The sequence below is a fragment of the Mesorhizobium sp. M0140 genome, from assembly GCF_040322475.1.
Lineage (GTDB): Bacteria > Pseudomonadota > Alphaproteobacteria > Rhizobiales > Rhizobiaceae > Mesorhizobium.
In genome coordinates, this window is the sequence record NZ_JAMYTM010000011.1 from 84,226 (window position 1) to 104,708 (window position 20,483).

Here is a 20,483-nt window from a genome sequence, read left to right on the forward strand (position 1 = left end):
GAATTGGAACGGCGCGCTGCGCCTAGCGGACCTGCCTGCCGGAAATCACCCGCAGCCAGGGCGCCAGATGGAAGGCGCTCATCAGCAGATACATCGCGGCCATGCCCGTGAGGGGCGAGGCGTTGGTGCCCATGCACTGCATGGCCGCATCGCCGCTGAAGATGCAGGTGAGCAGCGCCATCACGGCGAAGGTCGGTGCCGCGGCAAGGCAAAGCCAGTCGGCCAGCCCGAGGGTGGTGGCTTCCGGGATCGCGCTGCCGGCACCTGTGTGGATATCGCTCATGGTCTTGATCCCTGATGATTATGCCAGCCACGACAGGTTCCTCTCCTCACGGAGCGGGGAGAGGAACCCAGGCTGGACAACCGTTAGTACTCGCCCTTGTCGCGGAACGCCGCCTCGCCGGCAGCAGACACTTCTTCCCATTTCTTGTCGGCACCGGCGTTGTAATTGTCGTGCCAGTTCCACCAGGAGTAGAGCGGGGTCTGCGGATAGCCTTCGGGCGAATCCTCCCAAATTTCCTGGCGGCCGAGCGGCGTCGCGTCGAGATAGCTCCAGACGGTGCCCATCGCCTCGTCGCCGCGGCTGTTGATCAAGTAGGTGCGGAAGATGCGGTCGCCGTCACGGATGAAGACGTTGTGGCCGTGCCATTCGTCGACGCCGAAGTCCTTGTCGAAACTGTCGGTGATTGTGTACCACGGCATCTCCCAGCCCATCCGCTGCTTCAGCCGCGCAATGTCGGCCTGCGGGGCACGTGAAGCGTAGGCAAGCGTGGTGTCGCGGGCATTGAGATGGGCGAGGTGGCCGACCTGGTCGGCGCCAAGGGAACAGCCGCGGCACGCGTGATCGGGCCAGCCATGCACGCCGGGCTCGAAGAAGGCGCGATAGACGATCAACTGGCGGCGGCCTTCGAACAGATCGAGCAGGCTCGCTTTGCCGTTCGGCCCCTCGAACACATAGGCCTTGTCCACTTCCATCCAGGGCATGCGCCGGCGCTCGGCGGCCAATGCGTCCTTGGCGCGCAGCGTTGCCTTTTCCTTCACCAGCATCTGTTCGCGGGCGGCTTCCCAGTCCTGCTGCGAAACGATCGGCGGGGTCTTCATTGCGATGTGCTTGGTCATTGGTCGTCTCCTTTGCCAGTCTGTTGTCGCGCTGTTGCGACGTGTGGTTGCTTGCCGTGAGCTAGAATAGGGCGGTCAATCGCGGGGGTGGGAGTTACAAGTGTGACGGGATTTGAAAGAGCCGGCCCGCCGCAGCAGGGGTGGCGCATCCGCTCGGTGCCCCCGACAGTGTCGTTCATCGCGTGGTTCTCCCTTGTTGTGCCGCTGCCGATACGGCTTGCTGGTTGGCGGCCATGACTTAAGTTAGGGCGCTGAGCACTGGGGGTGGGAGTTACAAGTGTGACGGGATTTGAATGGACTCGCTGATCACCGCGGCTGGACTGGCGTTGGCGGCAGGTGATCCGCTTGGCGCGCTGGACCGCGTTGCCTTGCGTGAGGATGCGCCGGCGCTGGCGCTGCGCGGCATTGCGATGGCGCAGCTCGGCGATCTTGACCGCGCCAAGGCGCTGCTGCGGCGTGCCGCGCGTGGCTTCGGCCCCAAAGAGGCGGTGGCGCGCGCCAGATGCGTCGTCGCCGAGGCCGAGATCGCGCTGGTTTCGCGTGACCTCGGCTGGCCGGCCAAGGCTTTGGATGCGGCGTGGACGACGCTGGAAAAGCATGGCGACCGGCTGAACGCAGCGCATGCCGGCCACCTCAAGGTGCGCCGCCTGCTATTGATCGGCCGTCTCGACGAGGCCGAAGACGTGCTGGCCGGGCTCGATCCGATGCCGCTTCCACCGGCCTCGCGCGCCGCCCACGAGCTTGCCGTCGCCGGCATCGCGATGCGGCGCCTCAAGACGAAGCCGGCGCGCAGGGCGTTGGAGTGGGCACGCCACGCCGCCCGCCAGGCCGGCATTGCGGGGCTCATCGCTGAAGTCGATCGCGCATTCCTGGCGCTGGACACGCCGGCGGCGCGGCTGATCGCGGCTGGCAATCAGCGCCCGTTGCTGCTTGAGGACGTCGAGGCGTTGCAGGCGTCGCCGGCGCTGCTGGTCGATAGCTTTCGCTACGTCGTGCGCCAACAGGAGAAAACGGTCTCGCTGGCAACGCGCCCGGTGCTGTTTGCGCTGGCCCGTACGCTCGCCGAAGCGTGGCCAGGCGATGTGTCGAGGGCGAGGCTGATCGCTGAAGCCTTCGGCGGCAGGCACGCCGATGAATCGCACCGGGCGCGGCTGCGGGTCGAGATCGGCCGGCTGCGCGCCGAATTGCGCGGGCTGGCCGACATCGGCGCGACCAGGCAGGGCTTCGCGCTGGCGCCGCGCCACGCACGCGAGGTGCTGGTGCTGGCCCGGCCGATCGAGGAGCGGCACGCGGCAGTGCTGGCCTTCCTTGCCGATGGTGAATCCTGGGCGAGTTCGGCGCTGGCACTGGCGCTCGGTACCGGCCAGCGCAGCGTGCAGCGGGCGCTGGAGCAGCTCGGCGAGGCCGGCAAGGTGCAGTTTTTCGGTCACGGCCGGGCGCGCCGCTGGATGACGCCGCCGGTGGCGGGATTCACGGCCACCTTGTTACTCCCGGCCCCGCTGCCGAGTGGTTAGTAAGGCACATCAGATCATCTCGTGAGGATAAAGACATGAAACATTCAGAAGCCGAAATCCTGCGCGAATACGGACCCTTTGCCGATGTGGAGAGGGTGCATGGGGTGAGCTTTGACGGTAACAACGTCTGGTTTGCCTCGGGCGAGAGGCTGAACGCCTTCGATCCGGAAAGCGGGCAGGCGCTGCGCTCGATCGATGTCGCGGCACATGCCGGGACCGCTTATGACGGCCAGCATTTCTTCCAGCTTGCCAACGACCTGATACAGAAGATCGACCCCGATACCGGCCAGGTGCTGGCCACCATCCCGGCGCCCGGCGGTGGCGCCGACTCCGGGCTGACCTGGGCCGAAGGGACGCTGTGGGTGGGGCAATACCGCGAGCGCAAGATCCATCAGATCGACCCGGAGACGGGGGCGATCCTGCGCACCATCGAATCCAACCGTTTCGTCACCGGGGTGACATGGGTCGAGGGCGAGCTATGGCACGCCACCTGGGAAGGCGAGCAGAGCGACCTGCGCCGCGTCGACCCGCGATCAGGCAAGGTTCTCGAGAAGCTCGACATGCCGGCGGGCATGGGCGTGTCGGGGCTGGAATCCGATGGCGGCGACCGCCTCTATTGCGGCAGCACTTCGGCCGGTGTGGTGCGGGCGGTGCGCCGGCCGCGATGAGATTGCGGCTGACGCCGAGATAACGGCTGCAGGCGCACTTCACACGGCAATTTGTCCGCTGTCGGGTGGTCGTCGCACCCTGTCGGACCTAGATAGCCTGTGGACCGGGCAGAACGCCCGGACCCGCTTTGCAAAGGATCCCCCATGCCCGAACAGATCGCATTGAACGACGGCTCCGCCATTCCCCAACTCGGCCTTGGCGTGTGGCAGGTCGACCAGGATATTACCGCCGAGGTGGTGGGTTGGGGCATCGAGGCCGGCTATCGCCTGATCGACACCGCCGAAGGCTACCAGAATGAGGAAGGGGTCGGAAAGGCGATCCGCAGCGCCGGCGTGTCGCGGGCTGAGCTGTTCATCACCTCGAAACTGCGCAACGGCGCACACCAGCGCGATGCGGCGCTACGCGCCTTCGATGACACCATGGCCAAGCTCGGCATTGAGCAGATCGACCTGTTCCTGATCCACTGGCCTGTGCCCAGCCAAGACAAGTATGTCGAGGCCTGGAAGACGCTGGTCGAACTCCGGCAGGCCGGCCGCATCAAGTCGATCGGCGTTTCGAATTTCAACCCGGACCATCTGGAGCGGATCATCGCGGAAACCGGCGTGACGCCCGTCGTCAACCAGATCGAGCTGCATCCCCAGTTCCAGCAACGCGGTGTCAGGGACTTTCACACCAAGCACGACATCCGTATCGAAAGCTGGAGCCCGTTGGGCAGCGGCCGGCTGCTCGGCGATCCGACCATTGCAGACATCGCCAAAAAACATGGCAAGTCCGTCGCCCAGACGATCATCCGCTGGCATCTCCAGGAGGGGCTGATCGTCATTCCAAAGTCGATCCGCAGGGATCGCATCGCCGCCAATTTCGATGTCTTCGATTTCGAACTGGATGCGCAGGACCTGCAGACGATCCGCGGCATGGATTCGCCCGAAGGCCGCAACGGGCCCAACCCCGCCACGGCCGCGTTCCTGTTCTGAGAGGAGCAGGTTAGAGACGCCGACCGTGGAGTTGCCAATCTCCGGCCTCTCCGCGCTCTTAAATCCCGGACCCATCCAGCTGCTGGGCGTCTTCGCCTTCCCACGGCGCCGGCATCGACGCGCGGCTGAGGTTGGCCGTCGGCAGCGGCATCCAGCACTTCAGTTCCGGGTCAGCGTATTCGATAACGCGCCCCGGCGAGGAGTCCGACGCGCGCCAGCCTTCCGAGGCGAACTGGTCGGCACGCGACCAATAGGCAAGGTCGACTTCCGCCGGCCCCTGTTCGGACGGACGCACAGTGACCAGGATGCGGCTGCCATCCTTCGGCGCCGTCGACATGTGGCGCCACCGTTCGGGCTCGTCCATCGCTTTTCTCCTCGTACTCCTAGCGTTGGGTGGAGTGTCGCCTCGTGGTCCGAAGGGGTCAACCCAAAGTTTGCGCCAGGCATCGGCTGATGACCCTCCAGGCGGTGCCTGCACAGTTGTGCGCAACACGCCGCAGGCGGTCATGCACGCTCGACGGGCTGTGACCCAGTTGATAAGCCCGTCTGCGAAGGAGCGCCTGAGTCGAGATGACCGTTGCGATCGAGATGGGACAGACGACCGCAGGCGCCCCGGCGAAGCTGGATCTTGAGGAGTTGCTCGCGACGCGCCTTTTGGTGCAGGGCAATTCAGGCTCCGGCAAGTCGCATCTGTTGCGGCGCCTGCTGGAGCAGAGCGCGCCCTGGGTGCAGCAGACCATCATCGATCCCGAGGGCGACTTCGTTTCGCTGGGCGACCGTTACGGCCATCTGGTGATCGATGCCGAGCAGCATACCGAGCGCGGCCTGCAGGCGGCCGGCGAGCGGGCGCGCATGCATCGCGTCTCCACCGTGCTCAATCTCGAAGGGCTCGACGCCGAGAACCAGATGCGGCGTGCCGCCGCCTTCCTCGGCGGGCTGTTCGAGGTCGCCCGTGACCACTGGTACCCGATGCTGGTGGTGGTGGATGAGGCGCAGCTGTTCGCGCCAGCGGTGGCCGGAGAGGTGTCGGACGAAGCGCGAAAGCTCTCGCTCGGCGCCATGACCAATTTGATGTGTCGTGGCCGCAAGCGCGGGCTGGCCGGCATCATTGCCACCCAGCGCCTGGCCAAGCTCGCCAAGAACGTCGCAGCCGAGGCGTCCAATTTTCTCATGGGCCGCACCTTCCTCGATATCGACATGGCGCGTGCCGCCGATCTTTTGGGCATGGAGAGACGCCAGGCGGAAGCGTTCCGTGATCTGGAACGCGGGCAGTTCATGGCGCTCGGTCCGGCGCTGTCGCGCCGTCCGCTGGGGCTGCGCATCGGCCCGACCGACACCAGCCCGCGCAACGGCACGCCGCGGCTCATGGCAATGCCGGAATCCGCGCTGGAAGATGCACGCGCGATCATCCTGGCGGCGCCGCCCCCCGAGACGGTGCGCACGCCGCGCCGCCCGGCGTCGCCGGACCTGCTCGACCAGCTGATGGCGGCCAAATCGGCGGCACTGGAAATGCGCCCCGAGCCGGCGGAGCCACAAATCAGCGCCGAGGATCTGGCCGAGCGTCGTGAGCGCGTCGACCGTGTGCTGCGCGCCATCCTGGCGCAGCCCGATGCGGGTTTTCGCGTGATCGGGGTGCTCTATCAGGAATTCGTGGTCCGCTGCCGCATAGAAGGCCTCGCGTCGGTTGTGCCGGACCTGCCGGAGTTCCGCCGCATGCTGACGCGCGCCCGTGCCGGCCTTGGTTCCGAGACGACGCAGGATGACGCGTGGCGGGACGTTTCTGTCCGCGCGTCGTTTTTACATTCGACCAGAAAGGGCGCCAACGCACTGTTATGGCGCGGCTATTTTCGGAACCCCCGAGCTTCTCGTGGCGTTGTTCGAAGACGGACCGACAGACCGATCGTCCCGCCCCGGCATCGGGCGGGTTCAATACAAATGTCGCAGGCTGGATGCCTGAACGGAGAGAGAAGGAGAAAGATATGGCCGATACGGTCAGCAGCGAATTCCGCCTGCAAATGGAAGGTTATGGCCTGACGACGGCCGAAATCCACTATCACCTGCCCGATCATCCGAGCCTGCTTCAGCTCTATGTCTGGCAGGACTATGATCTCGCTCCGGCCTTTCCCGAACTCAAGGGCTTTCTCCAATATTGGGAGCGCGAACTCGACGGTCCGCTGCACTCGGTCCGCGTTGCTCATCACCGGCTCATCCAGCCTTCGGAATGGCGGGCCGTCGAGGGCATCATCACGGTCCACTAGGGTCTTTGCGACGGCCTCCGCTCCTGCTTCGCCTGGAGCGGCGGCGTTAGGGCAGGCTCTCGCCGGCCTCACGCAGCGACAGCCAACAGCCTCCCCTCCAAAATTTCCAATTTCCATGTTGTAAAACGATCGTGCCGCGCTAGCCTGAAACCAGATGCGATGCGGGGAAGAGGAATGGAGCTTCAACTCAATGGCAAGGTGGCGCTGGTCACCGGCTCGACGCAAGGCATTGGCCGCGCCATCGCCGAGACCTTGGCGCGTTCCGGCGCCGGCGGCCTGCTCGTCACCGGGCGTGATAAGGCCCGCGGCGATGCGGTGGCGGCGGAGCTTTCGCAGCTTGGCACACCAACGCTCTTCGTCGCCACCGACCTCGCCGACCCGGCCGCCCCTGCCCTTTTGGCGCAAGCGTGCATCGAGCGCTTCGGCCGCATCGATGCGCTGGTCAACGCCGCAGGGCTGACCGACCGGGCCTCGTTCCTCGATGCCGATCTCGACGGCTGGGCCTCGCTGTTCGCCGTTAACGCGCGGGCGCCGTTCTTCCTCATGCAGGCGGCCATCGCCGACATGAAGAAGCGCGGTCAGGGCGGCGCCATCGTCAACATCCTGTCGATCAACGCCCATTGCGGCTCGCCGGAGCTCGCCGTCTATTCCGCCAGCAAGGGCGCGCTGGCCACGCTGACCAAGAACGCCGCCAACGCCCATCGCTTCGATCGCATCCGCGTCAACGGCATCAATGTCGGCTGGACCGACACGCCGGCCGAACGTGCCATGCAGGCCGACACGCTGGGCAACGGGCCGGGCTGGCTCGATGCCGCGAACGCCTCGCAACCCTTCGGCCGCCTGTTCTCGACGAGCGATATCGCCAACCTCGCCGTCTTCCTGCTCTCGGATGCTGCCGGGCCGATGACCGGCACGCTCGTCGACCAGGAACAGTGGGTGATCGGGGCGAACCGGTGAGCGCCATCGAAACGCATGCGCCCTGCATGACGCATTTCGGCGTCGGCGCTTTCACCGTTGCCCTCAGAAGTTGGTCGATGACGGTGACTGAAAACGCCTATCGCCCCATTCGCTCAAAGCACCCGCGCCGCCTCACAGCGCCAGGCTCCCCTGCTCCACCTCCTCGGCATTCGGATCTCCCGGTGCGGTGGCCCAGGCCAATTCGACCAGCGTCACGGTGCGCCGGCCTGTCCCGTCGAGTTGGCAGACGATGAGCCCCTGCTCCTCGATATAGGTCAAGAGGCGCCGGGCGCGGCGCAGCGAGTGCGAGCCGTAGGCGCGGGCGATCGCGGCGTCGCTCGGGCACGGCCAGCCCTCTTTCGCCGCACGGGCGATCATCATGAACACGCCCTGCATGTCGTCGGGCAGCAGTTTTTTCGCCGGTCTCTTGAAATCGGAAAACGGCAAAACTAGCTCGATATGCGCCGCGATGCCTGACGAAGGGTCCCGGCGTTCCGCACCGGTCCGATATTGCCGGTTCGGTGCGGAGGAACCTCAAAAACCTGTTTGTCCACGAGGAGAACGACATGGCGTTCCGTCCATTGCATGACCGTATTCTGGTCCGCCGCCTTGAAGCCGAGGAGAAGACCTCCGGCGGCATCATCATCCCCGATACCGCAAAAGAAAAACCGCAGGAAGGCGAAGTGCTCGCCGTCGGTCCCGGCGCGCGCGACGACAGCGGCAAGCTTGTCGAACTCGATGTCAAGGTCGGCGACCGCATCCTGTTCGGCAAATGGTCCGGCACCGAAATCAAACTCGACGGCGAGGACCTGCTCATCATGAAGGAAAGCGACGTGATGGGTGTCATCGATAAGATCGCCGAAGTGAAGAAGGCCGCCTGACGGCTTCTTTCGTATCCAACCAGTCAACGAATGCTGCCTAGATAGAGGAGTGATCCAATGGCTGCCAAAGAAGTGAAATTCCATACCGAAGCGCGCGAGAAGATGCTGCGCGGCGTCGACATCCTTGCCAATGCGGTGAAGGTGACGCTCGGACCCAAGGGGCGCAATGTCGTCATCGACAAGTCATTCGGCGCGCCGCGCATCACCAAGGATGGCGTCACCGTCGCCAAGGAGATCGAACTGGAGGACAAGTTCGAGAATATGGGCGCCCAGATGGTGCGCGAGGTGGCCTCCAAGACCAACGACCTTGCCGGCGACGGCACGACGACCGCAACCGTGCTTGCACAGGCGATCGTCAGGGAAGGGGCCAAGGCGGTTGCCTCGGGCATGAACCCGATGGATTTGAAGCGCGGCATCGACAAGGCGGTCGACGCGGTGGTCGCCGAGCTGAAGACCAATGCCCGCAAGGTCACCCGAAACGACGAGATCGCACAGGTCGGCACAATCTCCGCCAATGGCGATGCCGAGATCGGCCGTTTCCTCGCCGAGGCGATGGAGAAGGTCGGCAATGAAGGCGTCATTACGGTGGAAGAGGCCAAGACCGCCGAGACCGAACTGGAAATCGTGGAAGGTATGCAGTTCGACCGCGGCTATCTCTCGCCCTATTTCGTCACCAACCAGGACAAGATGCGCGTCGAACTCGACGAGCCTTATGTGCTGATCCACGAGAAGAAGCTCTCCAATCTGCAAGCGATGCTGCCCGTGCTCGAAGCCGTGGTACAGTCGGGCAAGCCGCTCCTAATTATCGCCGAGGATGTGGAAGGCGAGGCGCTTGCCACGCTGGTCGTCAACAAGCTGCGGGGCGGCCTCAAGGTCGCGGCTGTCAAGGCGCCAGGCTTCGGCGACCGCCGCAAGGCCATGCTGGAAGACATCGCTATTCTCACCGGCGGCACCGCGATCTCGGAAGATCTCGGCATCAAGCTGGATAATGTGACGCTGCAGATGCTGGGCCGCGCCAAGAAGGTGGTGATCGAGAAGGAAAACACCACCATCGTCGACGGCGTCGGCCGCAAGGAAGAGATCCAGGGCCGTGTCGCACAGATCAAGGCGCAGATCGAGGAGACCACCTCCGACTACGACCGCGAAAAGCTGCAGGAGCGGCTGGCCAAGCTCGCCGGCGGCGTTGCGGTGATCCGGGTCGGCGGCTCGACCGAGGTCGAGGTCAAGGAGCGCAAGGACCGCGTCGACGATGCGCTGCATGCGACCCGCGCGGCCGTCGAGGAGGGCGTGCTGCCCGGCGGCGGCGTCGCGTTGCTGCGGGCAGCCAAGGCGCTCGATACCGTGCAGACCGACAATGCCGACCAGAAGACTGGTGTCGACATCGTGCGCCGTGCCATCGAAACGCCGGTCCGGCAGATCGCCGAGAATGCCGGCGCCGAAGGCTCGATCATCGTCGGCAAGCTGCGCGAGAAAACCGAATTCGGCTGGGGCTGGAACGCCCAGACCAACGAATTCGGCGATCTCTACGGCCAGGGCGTCATCGACCCGGCCAAGGTGGTGCGCACCGCTCTCCAGGACGCGGCATCGGTCGCCGGCCTGCTGGTGACCACGGAGGCGATGGTGGCCGAGAAGCCGAAGAAGGAAGCCGCCGCCCCGGCAATGCCCGCCGGCGCCGGCATGGACTTCTGAGGTCGCGGCCAATCCGCCCGCTCCCCTGGCGGGGAGCGGGCGTCAGTCGAGAGAGAGTGGAGGTAAAGATGGACGCAATGGCTGGCATCGAATCCGTACCGGCTCCTACGCACCAAGCGAAGGAATTCCTGGCCTATGAAACAGAATGCAGGAACGTGCTGAAGCCGCTGCTGGCAGGGCTGCTCGACATGGCTGAAGCCGCCGGCTGGAATCGGCGAACCGCGGCGTCGGCACTGATGTTCCTCGCAGCGCAGCAAGTGTCGGCAACATCCGAGGTATCCGCCGGCAGCGGCTGAACGGAAATCGGCCAGTCCATTCACCTATCCGCGGCGGGCCGTGCTGCCCGGGGTTCGGTCCGCTGCAGGCCCTGAACAATCGAGAGGAGGTACAAGCCATGAATCGCGGGCAATTTGAGGAACCGGTCACACTTCTGGTCGGAATGGGCTTTCCGAGGAAGATCGACAGCGTGATGGAAGCCTATGCACTGCTGCAGGACTGGCCGAGCGCCGGCCGCAACGGCGCCCATGCCGTCGCGCTCAACGCTTGCAAGGCGGGCATCGTCGGCGAGATCGATCCGGAGACGGTGCGGGCCACGCTGATCAGCTTCGCGCGCCGCCACGACATACTGGTGCCTGATATGGTTACGCCGCTCGCGACGGCGGCCGGTGGTGCTGTGCACGAGGTGAACTGACGGATGCGGCGCTTCAACAGCGCCTGCAGACTATGTTCTTGAGATAAGCCAGGCGAACACGGAGACGCCGGAATTCCTTCCCGGGCGGGCGGCATCCGTCGGTCAATTGAGCGAACGCGTCAGCAAGACTGACCTGTTCTGCCCGAATAGCGCTTCTGAGCGCCGCCTCCCGGTTAAAAAAGTATCATCCGTTGTCTTGAATCGTGGTGGCGCCTGTTGTCATGAGCCGGTACCTTGGCTCTTGAAATGCAGAGCCGAAACCAATTCGGCCGGTTTAGGGAATTGGGCCGAACGCGGCAAATATCCGTGCCGGCCCGGGAGGAAACGGACATGGAACCGGACCTGGAAGTAGTCCAGATACGACGCGGTGAGTCCTTCAAGGCGTGGTCGCATGGCTACCCCTTCCACACGGTGCGTTGGCACTTCCATCCCGAATATGAACTGCATCAGGTGATCTTCACCAACGGCCGCTATTTCGTCGGCGATTTCATCGGGGAGTTCGAGCCGGGCAATCTGGTGCTGACCGGGCCGAACCTGCCGCACAATTGGGTCAGCGACATCCCCAGGGACAGCTCGATCCCGCTGCGCGGCCGCATCATCCAATTTTCCGAAAGTTTCATCGGCGATGCCATGCATGTGCTGCCGGAGCTGGCGGGGCTGGGGCACCTGCTCGAAGCGTCGCGGCGCGGCGTGCTGTTTTCCAGCCGCACCAGCAAGGCGCTGGCGCCGCTGATGGAAGAGATGATGCAGGCGCAAGGCGTGCGCCGCATCGAGCTGTTCATGATGATCGCCGGCCTGCTCAGCCGCGCCCAGGAATTCCAGCTTTTGGCCAGCGCCAGCTACCGGCCCGATCCCTCCGGCTACATGACCGCCGGCATGAACAAGGCGCTCGCCTATATCAGGGAAAACCTGACGCAGCTGTTCGACGAGGCGGATCTCGCCGCCATCGCCGGCCAGTCGACCGGCGCCTTCTCGCGCTCGTTTCGCCGTCACACCGGCATGTCGCTGGTGCAGTATGTCAAACGGCTGCGCATCAATCTCGCCTGCCAGATCCTGATGAGCGACGAGCAGGCCTCGATCACCGACATCTGCTACGAGGTCGGCTTCAACAATCTGTCCAATTTCAACCGGCAGTTCCTGGCGGAGAAGGGCATGCCGCCCTCGCGCTTCAGGCGCCTGCTGGCCGACAACATCAACGCGGGCAAAGCCGCTTAACGGAGGAGCCAGGGAGGAACCAAGGGAGGATTTTTCTTTTGCATGACGACGTGAGCCGCGTGGAGCGGTTCGCGATAGAGAACGCTTGTCTCGAATTCCTCCGTAGGCGGAGGTTGTCGGCGCGGCTCGAAAGGCCGGCGCCGGGTCCCGGTTCCCAATGCAGTTTGGGCGAGGGCGGATGGGTGTCTTCAGACCAAAGCAGTCAACGACCTTCTTACAACCATATCAGAAACGGAGAAGACCGAATGACCAAACTTTCATCTTCATTGAAGTCCGCTGGCAAGTCCGCCGGTGTGGCAGCCCTTGCGCTGTCGCTGCTGGCCGGCACCGCCGCGATCGCCAGGGCCGCCGAAGTCACCGACGCGACCGTCGCCTTCCTGATGCCCGACCAGGCCTCGACCCGCTACGAGCAGCATGATTATCCCGGCTTCGCCGCCGAGATGAAGAAGCTGTGCCCGGGCTGCAAGGTGCTCTACCAGAATGCCGATGCCGACGCCTCGCGCCAGCAGCAGCAGTTCAACTCGGTGATCTCGCAGGGCGCCAAGGCGATCGTGCTCGACCCGGTCGACTCGACCGCCGCCGCCTCGCTGGTCAAGCTGGCGCAGAGCCAGGGCATCAAGGTCATCGCCTACGACCGGCCGATCCCGACTGCGCCGGCCGATTTCTATGTGTCGTTCAACAATGAAGGCATCGGCAAGGCCATCGCCGACTCGCTGGTCGAGCACCTGAAGGCGCTGAAGGTCGATCCGGCCAGCGGCGGCGTGCTGCAGATCAACGGCTCGCCGACCGATGCGGCGGCCGGCCTGATCAAGAAGGGCATCCATGCCGGCCTTGACAACAGCGGCTACAAGATCCTGGCCGAATACGACACGCCGGAATGGGCGCCGCCGAAGGCGCAGCAATGGGCCGGCGGCCAGATCACCCGCTTCGGACCAAAAATCCTCGGCGTCGTCGCCGCCAATGACGGCACCGGTGGCGGCGCCATCGCGGCCTTCAAGGCGGCCGGCGTCGATCCGGTGCCGCCGGTGACCGGCAATGACGCGACGATCGCGGCACTTCAGCTGATCATCGCCGGCGACCAGTACAACACCATCTCCAAGCCGAGCGAGATCGTGGCGGCGGCCGCCGCCAACATCGCCATCAAGCTGCTTTCGGGCGAGACGCCGAAGGCCGAGATGACGCTGTACGACACACCCTCGCAGCTGTTCACGCCGGCCGTGGTGACGCAGGAAAACCTGAAGGCCGAGATCATCGACAAGAAGATCAACACTGCGGCTGAACTCTGCGTCGATCGTTATGCGGAAGGCTGCAAGAAGCTGGGCATCGGGAACTGACCGCGACCCTTGCCCGCTCCGCTGCCTGGCCGCCCACGCGGTGGCCAGGCAGCGCTCATCCGACATTTTGAACCGGTTTTGAAAGGCTTCCTGGCATGATCGATACCCCGGACGAACCGGTTCCGGCAGGCGAGCTGGTGCTCAGCCTGCGCGGCGTTTCGAAGAATTTCGGCGCCGTTTCAGCGCTCACCGACATCGATCTCGATGTCCATGCTGGGGAGGTGGTGGCGCTGGTCGGCGACAATGGCGCCGGCAAGTCGACCCTGGTCAAGATCCTGGCCGGCGTGCATCAGCCGAGCTCAGGCACGATCAGTTTTCGCGGCAAGCAGGTGACGCTTGCAGATCCGAGTGCGGCGCTGACGCTCGGCATAGCCACGGTGTTCCAGGACCTGGCGCTGTGCGAGAACCTCGACATCGTCGCCAACATCTTTCTCGGCCGAGAGCTCAACCCGCTGCGGCTGGACGAGGTGGCGATGGAAGTGCGCGCCTGGACGCTGCTCAACGAGCTATCGGCGCGCATCCCAAGCGTTCGCGAAGTGGTCGCTTCGCTGTCGGGCGGCCAGCGCCAGACGGTGGCGATCGCCCGCTCGCTGCTGCTCGAACCCAAGCTCATCCTGCTCGACGAGCCGACGGCCGCACTTGGCGTGGCACAGACGGCGGAAGTGCTCAACCTGATCGAGCGCGTGCGCGACCGCGGCCTCGGCGTCGTCATCATCAGCCACAATATGGAAGACGTGCGCGCCGTCGCCGACCGCATCGTCGTGCTGCGGCTTGGCCGAAACAACGGCATCTTCTCGCCCGACGCCTCGAACCAGGAACTGGTCAGCGCCATCACCGGCGCGTCGAACAATTCGGTGTCGCGGCGCGCCGAGCGCAGACAGGCCAGGCACGAGCAAACCCAGGAGCCACGCCCATGAGCCGTGAAGCCGAACAGGCCGCCTCCGTGCCGCCGCAGCTCGACCGCGCCGATGTGCGCGTCAAGCATGAGGCGGGGATCGGCGGCGCCATCCGCAGGTTCTTCGACCGGGTCCGCTCCGGCGATCTCGGCTCGCTGCCGGTGATCGTCGGGCTGGTCATCATCTGGACGGTGTTCGCCAGCATCAACCCGATCTTCCTGTCGAGCAGCAATTTGGTCAATCTGCTGTTCGATTGCTCCACCGTCGGCGTCATCGCGCTCGGCATCGTCTGCGTTTTGATGGTCGGCGAGATCGACCTGTCGGTAGGCTCGATCAGCGGCTTTGCCTCGGCGATGGTCGGCACGCTGTGGGTCAACCAGGGCTGGCCGGTGGCGCTCGCCATTATTGCCGCTGTCGCCGTTGGCGGCTTCATCGGCGCACTCTATGCGCTGCTGTTCAACCGGCTCGGCATGCCGAGCTTCGTCTCGACGCTGGCTGGCCTGCTGGCAGTGCTTGGCCTGCAGCTCTACATCCTCGGCTCGACCGGCTCGATCAATCTTCCCTACGGCTCGAACCTGGTGAATTTCGGCCAGTTGCTGATGATGCCGAAGTTCGTGTCGTTCGCTCTGGCGGCCGTGCCCGGCATCGTCATGCTGGTCACCGGCCTGCGCACCGTTGCGCGCCGCCATGCCGCCAATTTGACGGCGCCGTCGACGGGCGGGCTTGTCACGCGCGCGGTGGTGATCACGGTCATTCTCGAACTCATCGTCTTCTATCTCAACCAGGCGCGCGGCATTCCGTGGATGTTCGGTCTGTTCGTCGGCCTGGTCATATCAATGCACTACGCGCTGACGCGGACGAAATGGGGCCGCTCGATGTCGGCGGTTGGCGGCAACCGCGAGGCGGCGCGGCGCGCCGGCATCAATGTGCGGCTGATCTATTCCAGTGCCTTCGTGCTGTGCTCGATGCTGGCGGCTTTCGGCGGTGTGCTGTCGGCGGCCCGCCTTGCATCGGCCAGTCAGCAGGCCGGCACCGGCGACGTCAATCTCAACGCCATCGCGGCGGCCGTCATCGGCGGCACCAGCCTGTTCGGCGGCCGCGGCAGCGCCTATTCGGCACTGCTCGGCATCATCGTCATCCAGTCGATCGCCAGCGGCCTGACGCTGCTCGATCTGTCCTCGTCGCTTCGGTACATGATCACCGGCGCCGTGCTTGCCATCGCGGTCATCGTCGACTCGCTGGCACGCCGCTCGCGTGTCTCGCATGGCCGGGCCTGAACCCATCAACAGGAAGCAAGACATGAGCGAAGAACTGTCCGGAAAAGTTGCCGCCGTCACCGGCGCGGCATCAGGCATCGGCCTCGAATGCGCCAGGCACATGCTGGCGGCCGGCGCCACAGTGGTGCTGGTCGACCGTGCCGAGGCGACGCTGAACAAACTGTGCGCCGAGCTCGGTTCGAAGGCGATCCCGTTGGTGATCGACCTGATGCAGCCGGCAAGCGTCGCCACCATGATGCCGCAGATTCTGGAGAAAGCCGGCCAGCTCGACATCTTCCATGCCAATGCCGGCGCCTATGTCGGCGGCGAGGTAGCGACCGGCGATCCCGACGCCTGGGACCGGATGCTCAACCTCAACATCAATGCCTGCTTCCGCTCGATCCAGGCGGTGCTGCCGCACATGATCGAACGCAAGACCGGCGACATCATCGTCACCAGTTCGATCGCCGGTCTGGTCCCGGTGGTCTGGGAGCCGATCTACACGGCTTCCAAGCACGCGGTGCAGGCCTTCGTCCACACGGTGCGCCGCCAGGTCGCCAAGCACGGCCTGCGCGTCGGTGCGGTGGCGCCGGGTCCGGTGGTGACGGCGCTGGTCGACGACTGGCCGAAGGCCAAGCTCGAAGAGGAACTCGCCGCCGGCGGCCTGATGCAGCCGCGCGAAGTGGCCGAAGCGGTGATGTTCATGCTGACCCGCCCGCGCAACGTGACGATCCGGGATTTGGTGATTTTGCCGCAGAGCAATGATTTGTGAGGCAGTAGGGAATGGGGAATAGGCAATAGGCAATAGGCAATAGGAAGATGTAGACACAGTCTTACAGGCCCCGCTCAAAAGTGCTTCGCGCGTCCTATCCTACTAACTAATCGCTTACTGCCTACTGCCTATCCCCTATTCCCTGAACCGGAGGTTCCTCATGCCCCATTATCTCGGCATCGATGTCGGCACCGGCAGCGCGCGGGCCGGGGTGTTCGACCACACCGGCACCTTGCTCGCCTCCGCCAAGCGGGACATCGAGGTCTGGCGCGAGGCCGGCGACATTGTCGAGCAGTCGAGCAACGACATCTGGCGGGCGGTGTGCGCGGCCACGCGAGAAGCGGTCGCTCAATCGGGTGTGGCAGCTGAGGCCATCCCCGGCATCGGGTTCGACGCCACTTGTTCGCTGGTGGTGCTGGGCGAGGGCGGCGTGCCGTTGCCGGTCAGCAAATCGGGGAATCCCGAACGCAACATCATCGTCTGGATGGATCATCGCGCGGTCGAGCAGACACGCCGCATCAACCGCAGCGGCGAAGCGGTGCTGAACTATGTCGGTGGCGTCATCTCGCCGGAGATGGAAACGCCGAAACTCCTGTGGCTGGCCGAAAACCTGCCCGCCACTTTCGACGCCGCCTGGCAGTTCATGGACCTCCCCGACTTCCTCACCTGGCGGGCGACCGGCAGCCTTGCGCGCTCGGTCTGCACGGTGACCTGCAAATGGACCTATCTGGCGCATGAAAGCCGCTGGGACGAGGCCTATTTCCGCACCATCGGACTAGGGAGCCTGGCCGACGAGGGGTTCGCGCGCATCGGCACGCAGATCGTGCCGGCGGGTGCCGCGCTCGGCGGCGGACTGACCGCGCAGGCGGCATCGGATCTGGGCCTGCGCCCCGGCACGGCCGTGGCGGCGGGGCTGATCGACGCGCATGCCGGCGGCGTCGGTACGGTCGGCGCGCGCGGCGCGTTCGGCAGCGTTCTGTCGCGCATGGCCTATGTCTTCGGCACTTCGGCCTGCACCATGTCGTCGACCGCCGAGCCGGCCTTCGTCGACGGCGTCTGGGGTCCGTATTTCTCGGCCATGGTGCCGGGCCTGTGGCTGAACGAGGGCGGCCAGTCGGCGGCGGGTGCTGCCATCGACCATCTGATGCGCATGCATCCGGCGAGCGGCGAAGCGACGGCGAGGGCGCAGGCCGACGGCCTCAGCCTCAGCGCCTGGCTGTCGCTGCAGGCGCAGAGCCGCAACGGGGCAGCGGCGACGCCGGCCTTGGTCGGCGGCATCCATGTGGTGCCGGAATTCCTTGGCAACCGCGCGCCTTTCGCCGACCCGGACGCACGCGCGCTGATTGCCGGGCTCGATCTCGACGCCAGCCTCGACAGCCTGGTCGGGCTCTATGTCGCCGGCGTCTGCGGGCTGGGCTATGGCGCGCGCCAGATCGTGCGGGCCGAGCATGATAAGGGCATTCCCGTCGACACCATCGTCGTCAGCGGCGGCGCCGGGCAAAGCCCGCTGGTGCGCCAGCTGCTGGCCGACACGACTGGCATGGTGGTGGTGGCGTCGACCTCGCCGGAGCCGGTGCTGCTCGGCTCGGCGATGCTGGGCGCGGTCGCCGCCGGAACCTACAAAGACCTGGTGACGGCGATGGCCGGCATGTCGGAACTCGGCGAGGCCTATCATCCCGACGCAACGCTGACCGGCTGGCACGCCAAGCGCTTCGTGGCATTCGAATTGCTGCAGCAGGCCGGCAGGGCCATCCGAGGCTGAAGCGAGCGGCTCCTGTCGGGCTCTGTCAGGAGCGTGGCGAACACCGCTTGGCGATGATGCCGGAAGCTGGCAGCTTTGTTCTGTCGTAGACCCTCCTGCGGCTTGCGACGAGGGCAGGGCGACAGGATCAGGAGGCCCCAATGGCTGACGAGAAAGCGCCCGTGCCATTCGCATCGGATGAGGTGCCGTGGACGGAATGGTCCGATGTGCCGCGCTTCGGCGTGCGCTATCGGCATTTGTCGCTGGCCGCGCTTGGCGAAAACTACCATGTCGGCGTGGCGATCGAGGAGTTGCCGGCGGGCAAGCAGACTTCGCCGGCGCATTACCATATTTTCGAGGAAGAGCATGTCTTCATCCTCGAGGGGATGCTTACCGCGCATGTCGGCGACGCCGCCTACGCCATGAAGGCCGGCGACTACATCTGCTTTCCGGCAGGTGCAGCGGCGGGGCATTGCCTCATCAACACCAGCAACGCACCCTGCCGCTACGTCATCGTCGGCGAGCGTAACCCGAACGACGTTGTCGTCTACACCGCCTCCAACAAGGTGCTGGTGCGCGCCTTGGGCAGCCGTGCGATCTTCGATCTCGCTGCAACTCGAACCTACTGGGACGGTGAGAGCACCGGCCTCGCCGCCGGCGATCCGTTGCCGTCGGATGTGACGGCCGGTGTCACCAAGGCCCCGGCCACTCCGATCCCGCCGGTCGCCAGCGATGCTGTCGAGTGGAAACAGGAAGGCGAGGGGGCGCGGTTCGGTGGTCGGTCCAAACACCTCACCTATGCCGCCTTGGGACGGCCCGACTACCATGTCGGCGTGCTGATCGAGGCACCGGCCCCCGGCATGCGCCTGGCGCCCAGGCACTACCATATGCTGGAAGAAGAGCATGCGCTGATCCTGGAAGGGCAAGTGACGCTGCTGCTTGGCGAGGAGCGCTATGAGATGAAAGCCGGCGACTATGTCTGCTTTCCGGCCGGCCTGGCGGTCGGACATTCCTTCCTCAACAGCGGTAGCGGACCGTGCCGCTATTTGATGATCGGCGAAAAAAATCCCAACGAGGTCTGCGTCTATCCCGATTCCAACAAGATGGCGGTCGACGCCTTGCGCCGGCGCGACGGCATTTTCGACATGGGAGCGGTGAGGCGGTACTGGGATGGCGAGGAGACGAAATAGCGCCCGGCGGTCCCGGGTTCACAGTTCCTTCTCCGCCAGCTTCCTGAATTCGTCGGGCACCGAGCGCGCCGCTTCCAGTGCCACCGTGCCGTAGCCGACCGCCTGTTTGCCGAAGCGTTCGCGGATATTGTCGATGGCGCGGTCGGCGTCGAAGCGTGCCAGGCCTTTCCTGGTGCCGGGCCGGCGTTTCTCGTCGGCGAGGCCGACCGGCAGTTCGAGTTGCAGCTCGAAGCTTTCCTTGAGGTGCGAGACCGAGATCGCCAGCAGCGAGATCGTTTTGTCATGCGGGTGGTCGGCGAGCACGCCGCGCACCAGGTCGCCGGCGATCTCGGCCAGGATGGTTGTCGCCGAGATCGGCTGGTCAAGCGTGATCGATCGTGTGACTGCGCTGAGATCGGCAAAGCGCACACGCACGGTCACCGTGCGGCCGGGCCGTGCCTTGGCGCGCAGGCGGCTCGCGACGCGGTCGGCCAGATGCAGCAGAGTGGGCACGATGACCCGTGCTACGGCAGGCTTCTCTCCGAGTGCCGATTGTGCGCCGGCGGAATGCGCGCGGCGCTTCGTCTCCAGTTTGCGCGGGTCACGGTTCCAGGACAATGCGGCCAGCTTTTCGCCGGCGGCCGGACCGAGCAGCCGCGTCAGCGCGCCGCGATGTGTCCTCGCCAGCTCTCCGATGGTCTCGATGCCGATTTCCGCCAGCCGCGCTTTGGTCGCCGGGCCGACGCCCCACATCAGCCCCACCGGCAGATCGTGCAGGAAGGCGAGTTCGCTACCGGGGTCGACCACCACCAGCCCGTCGGGCTTGGCGACCTGCGAGGCGATCTTGGCCAGATGCTTGGTGCGCGCCACGCCGATCGAGATCGGCAGGCCGAGTTCGGCGCGTACCCGGCTGCGGATCGTCGTGGCGATCTCCTGTGGGGAGCCGAACAGATGCGTGCAGCCGGCGACATCGGCAAAGGCCTCGTCGATGGAGATGCGCTCGACCACCGGGGTAAAATCGTCGAGCACCTTGATCGCCGCGTCGCCCAGCCGCTGGTAATGGCTGAAATTGCCGCCGACGAAGATCAAATGCGGGCAGAGTTCGCGCGCCTTGCGTCCTGGCATGCCGCCACGCACGCCGAAGGCGCGCGCCTCATAGGAAGCGGCGAGCACGACGCCGCCGCCCACCGCGATCGGCTTGCCGCGCAGCGACGGATCGAGCAACTGCTCGACCGAGGCGTAGAAAGCGTCGAGATCGGCATGCAGGATGGTGGCTGTCGTTTCCATCGACCGCACATCCGCAGTTGCTGATAGATTGGAACAAATAAAGAACAAAGATGGATCATTG

General features: G+C 65.2%; 21 protein-coding genes and 1 pseudogene. 17 read left to right on the forward strand and 5 right to left on the reverse strand.

Annotated features, from left to right (window positions below; genetic code table 11):
* Nucleotides 1-22: 22 nt before the first annotated feature.
* A complete protein-coding gene (locus NKJ37_RS13680; protein ID WP_128305764.1) occupies nt 23-283 on the reverse strand; it encodes a hypothetical protein in 261 nt (86 codons plus the stop codon).
* A gap of 83 nt (nt 284-366) precedes the next feature.
* Nucleotides 367-1,119 (reverse strand): DUF899 domain-containing protein, encoded by a 753-nt coding sequence (locus tag NKJ37_RS13685; RefSeq protein WP_352441795.1) that lies wholly within the window; start codon nt 1,117-1,119, stop codon nt 367-369.
* 293 nt (nt 1,120-1,412) lie between these two features.
* On the opposite strand from NKJ37_RS13685, the gene NKJ37_RS13690 reads away from it, so the two are divergent.
* The 3 genes from NKJ37_RS13690 to NKJ37_RS13700 all read left to right on the forward strand — a co-directional run bounded on the left by NKJ37_RS13690 (nt 1,413) and on the right by NKJ37_RS13700 (nt 4,276).
* Nucleotides 1,413-2,633 (forward strand): helix-turn-helix domain-containing protein, encoded by a 1,221-nt coding sequence (locus tag NKJ37_RS13690; protein ID WP_352441794.1) that lies wholly within the window; start codon nt 1,413-1,415, stop codon nt 2,631-2,633.
* A 35-nt stretch (nt 2,634-2,668) separates the two neighbouring features.
* Complete coding sequence (locus NKJ37_RS13695) at nt 2,669-3,301, forward strand: Vgb family protein (protein WP_352441793.1); 633 nt, start codon at nt 2,669-2,671, stop codon at nt 3,299-3,301.
* A 144-nt stretch (nt 3,302-3,445) separates the two neighbouring features.
* Nucleotides 3,446-4,276, forward strand: a complete 831-nt coding sequence (locus NKJ37_RS13700; RefSeq protein ID WP_127297075.1) for an aldo/keto reductase — start codon at nt 3,446-3,448, stop codon at nt 4,274-4,276.
* A gap of 58 nt (nt 4,277-4,334) precedes the next feature.
* Here the strand turns inward: NKJ37_RS13700 and NKJ37_RS13705 are convergent, their stop codons facing one another.
* Complete coding sequence (locus NKJ37_RS13705; protein ID WP_013530714.1) at nt 4,335-4,640, reverse strand: hypothetical protein; 306 nt, start codon at nt 4,638-4,640, stop codon at nt 4,335-4,337.
* A 206-nt stretch (nt 4,641-4,846) separates the two neighbouring features.
* On the opposite strand from NKJ37_RS13705, the gene NKJ37_RS13710 reads away from it, so the two are divergent.
* The 3 genes from NKJ37_RS13710 to NKJ37_RS13720 all read left to right on the forward strand — a co-directional run bounded on the left by NKJ37_RS13710 (nt 4,847) and on the right by NKJ37_RS13720 (nt 7,491).
* A complete protein-coding gene (locus NKJ37_RS13710; protein WP_352774067.1) occupies nt 4,847-6,310 on the forward strand; it encodes a helicase HerA domain-containing protein in 1,464 nt (487 codons plus the stop codon).
* The gene (locus NKJ37_RS13715) at nt 6,256-6,534 is read left to right on the forward strand and encodes an usg protein (RefSeq protein WP_127809820.1); all 279 of its coding nucleotides are present in this window, start codon (nt 6,256-6,258) and stop codon (nt 6,532-6,534) included. Before NKJ37_RS13710 ends, NKJ37_RS13715 begins: the two co-directional genes overlap by 55 nt.
* A gap of 174 nt (nt 6,535-6,708) precedes the next feature.
* Nucleotides 6,709-7,491: an SDR family oxidoreductase gene (locus NKJ37_RS13720; RefSeq protein ID WP_128305760.1), complete on the forward strand. Its 783-nt coding sequence runs from the start codon at nt 6,709-6,711 to the stop codon at nt 7,489-7,491.
* Between the two features lie 132 nt (nt 7,492-7,623).
* Here NKJ37_RS13720 and NKJ37_RS13725 read toward each other — a convergent pair.
* Nucleotides 7,624-7,902 (reverse strand): annotated as a pseudogene (locus tag NKJ37_RS13725) (ATP-binding protein); the annotation flags it as partial.
* 155 nt (nt 7,903-8,057) lie between these two features.
* Between NKJ37_RS13725 and groES the strand changes: the two are divergent.
* The 11 genes from groES (at nt 8,058) to NKJ37_RS13780 (ending at nt 19,156) form a co-directional block, all read left to right on the forward strand.
* Nucleotides 8,058-8,372, forward strand: a complete 315-nt coding sequence (gene groES, locus NKJ37_RS13730) for a co-chaperone GroES (protein WP_352441792.1) — start codon at nt 8,058-8,060, stop codon at nt 8,370-8,372.
* A 57-nt stretch (nt 8,373-8,429) separates the two neighbouring features.
* Nucleotides 8,430-10,061: a chaperonin GroEL gene (gene groL, locus NKJ37_RS13735; RefSeq protein WP_352674186.1), complete on the forward strand. Its 1,632-nt coding sequence runs from the start codon at nt 8,430-8,432 to the stop codon at nt 10,059-10,061.
* A 77-nt stretch (nt 10,062-10,138) separates the two neighbouring features.
* A complete protein-coding gene (locus NKJ37_RS13740) occupies nt 10,139-10,357 on the forward strand; it encodes a hypothetical protein (protein WP_023814433.1) in 219 nt (72 codons plus the stop codon).
* A 98-nt stretch (nt 10,358-10,455) separates the two neighbouring features.
* Nucleotides 10,456-10,752, forward strand: a complete 297-nt coding sequence (locus tag NKJ37_RS13745; RefSeq protein ID WP_031214038.1) for a DUF982 domain-containing protein — start codon at nt 10,456-10,458, stop codon at nt 10,750-10,752.
* Nucleotides 10,753-11,082: 330 nt separating this feature from the next.
* On the forward strand, nt 11,083-11,967 hold the full coding sequence (locus NKJ37_RS13750; RefSeq protein ID WP_031214037.1) for an AraC family transcriptional regulator: 885 nt from the start codon (nt 11,083-11,085) through the stop codon (nt 11,965-11,967).
* A 245-nt stretch (nt 11,968-12,212) separates the two neighbouring features.
* Nucleotides 12,213-13,301 (forward strand): ABC transporter substrate-binding protein, encoded by a 1,089-nt coding sequence (locus NKJ37_RS13755; RefSeq protein ID WP_127270010.1) that lies wholly within the window; start codon nt 12,213-12,215, stop codon nt 13,299-13,301.
* A gap of 95 nt (nt 13,302-13,396) precedes the next feature.
* Nucleotides 13,397-14,218 (forward strand): ATP-binding cassette domain-containing protein, encoded by an 822-nt coding sequence (locus NKJ37_RS13760; RefSeq protein ID WP_128305755.1) that lies wholly within the window; start codon nt 13,397-13,399, stop codon nt 14,216-14,218.
* On the forward strand, nt 14,215-15,474 hold the full coding sequence (locus NKJ37_RS13765) for a sugar ABC transporter permease (protein ID WP_352774069.1): 1,260 nt from the start codon (nt 14,215-14,217) through the stop codon (nt 15,472-15,474). Before NKJ37_RS13760 ends, NKJ37_RS13765 begins: the two co-directional genes overlap by 4 nt.
* A 22-nt stretch (nt 15,475-15,496) precedes the next feature.
* Nucleotides 15,497-16,225, forward strand: coding sequence for an SDR family oxidoreductase (locus tag NKJ37_RS13770; protein ID WP_031214035.1), 729 nt, complete (start codon nt 15,497-15,499; stop codon nt 16,223-16,225).
* 160 nt (nt 16,226-16,385) lie between these two features.
* Entirely contained in the window at nt 16,386-17,987 is a 1,602-nt protein-coding gene (locus NKJ37_RS13775; protein ID WP_352774071.1) for an FGGY-family carbohydrate kinase, read from the forward strand.
* A 140-nt stretch (nt 17,988-18,127) separates the two neighbouring features.
* Nucleotides 18,128-19,156 carry a cupin domain-containing protein gene (locus NKJ37_RS13780; protein ID WP_352774073.1) on the forward strand — a complete coding sequence of 343 codons (1,029 nt, stop codon included), beginning with the start codon at nt 18,128-18,130 and terminating at the stop codon, nt 19,154-19,156.
* 18 nt (nt 19,157-19,174) lie between these two features.
* Here NKJ37_RS13780 and dinB read toward each other — a convergent pair whose 3' ends face one another.
* Entirely contained in the window at nt 19,175-20,422 is a 1,248-nt protein-coding gene (gene dinB, locus NKJ37_RS13785; RefSeq protein ID WP_352774075.1) for a DNA polymerase IV, read from the reverse strand.
* Between the last annotated feature and the right edge of the window lie 61 nt (nt 20,423-20,483).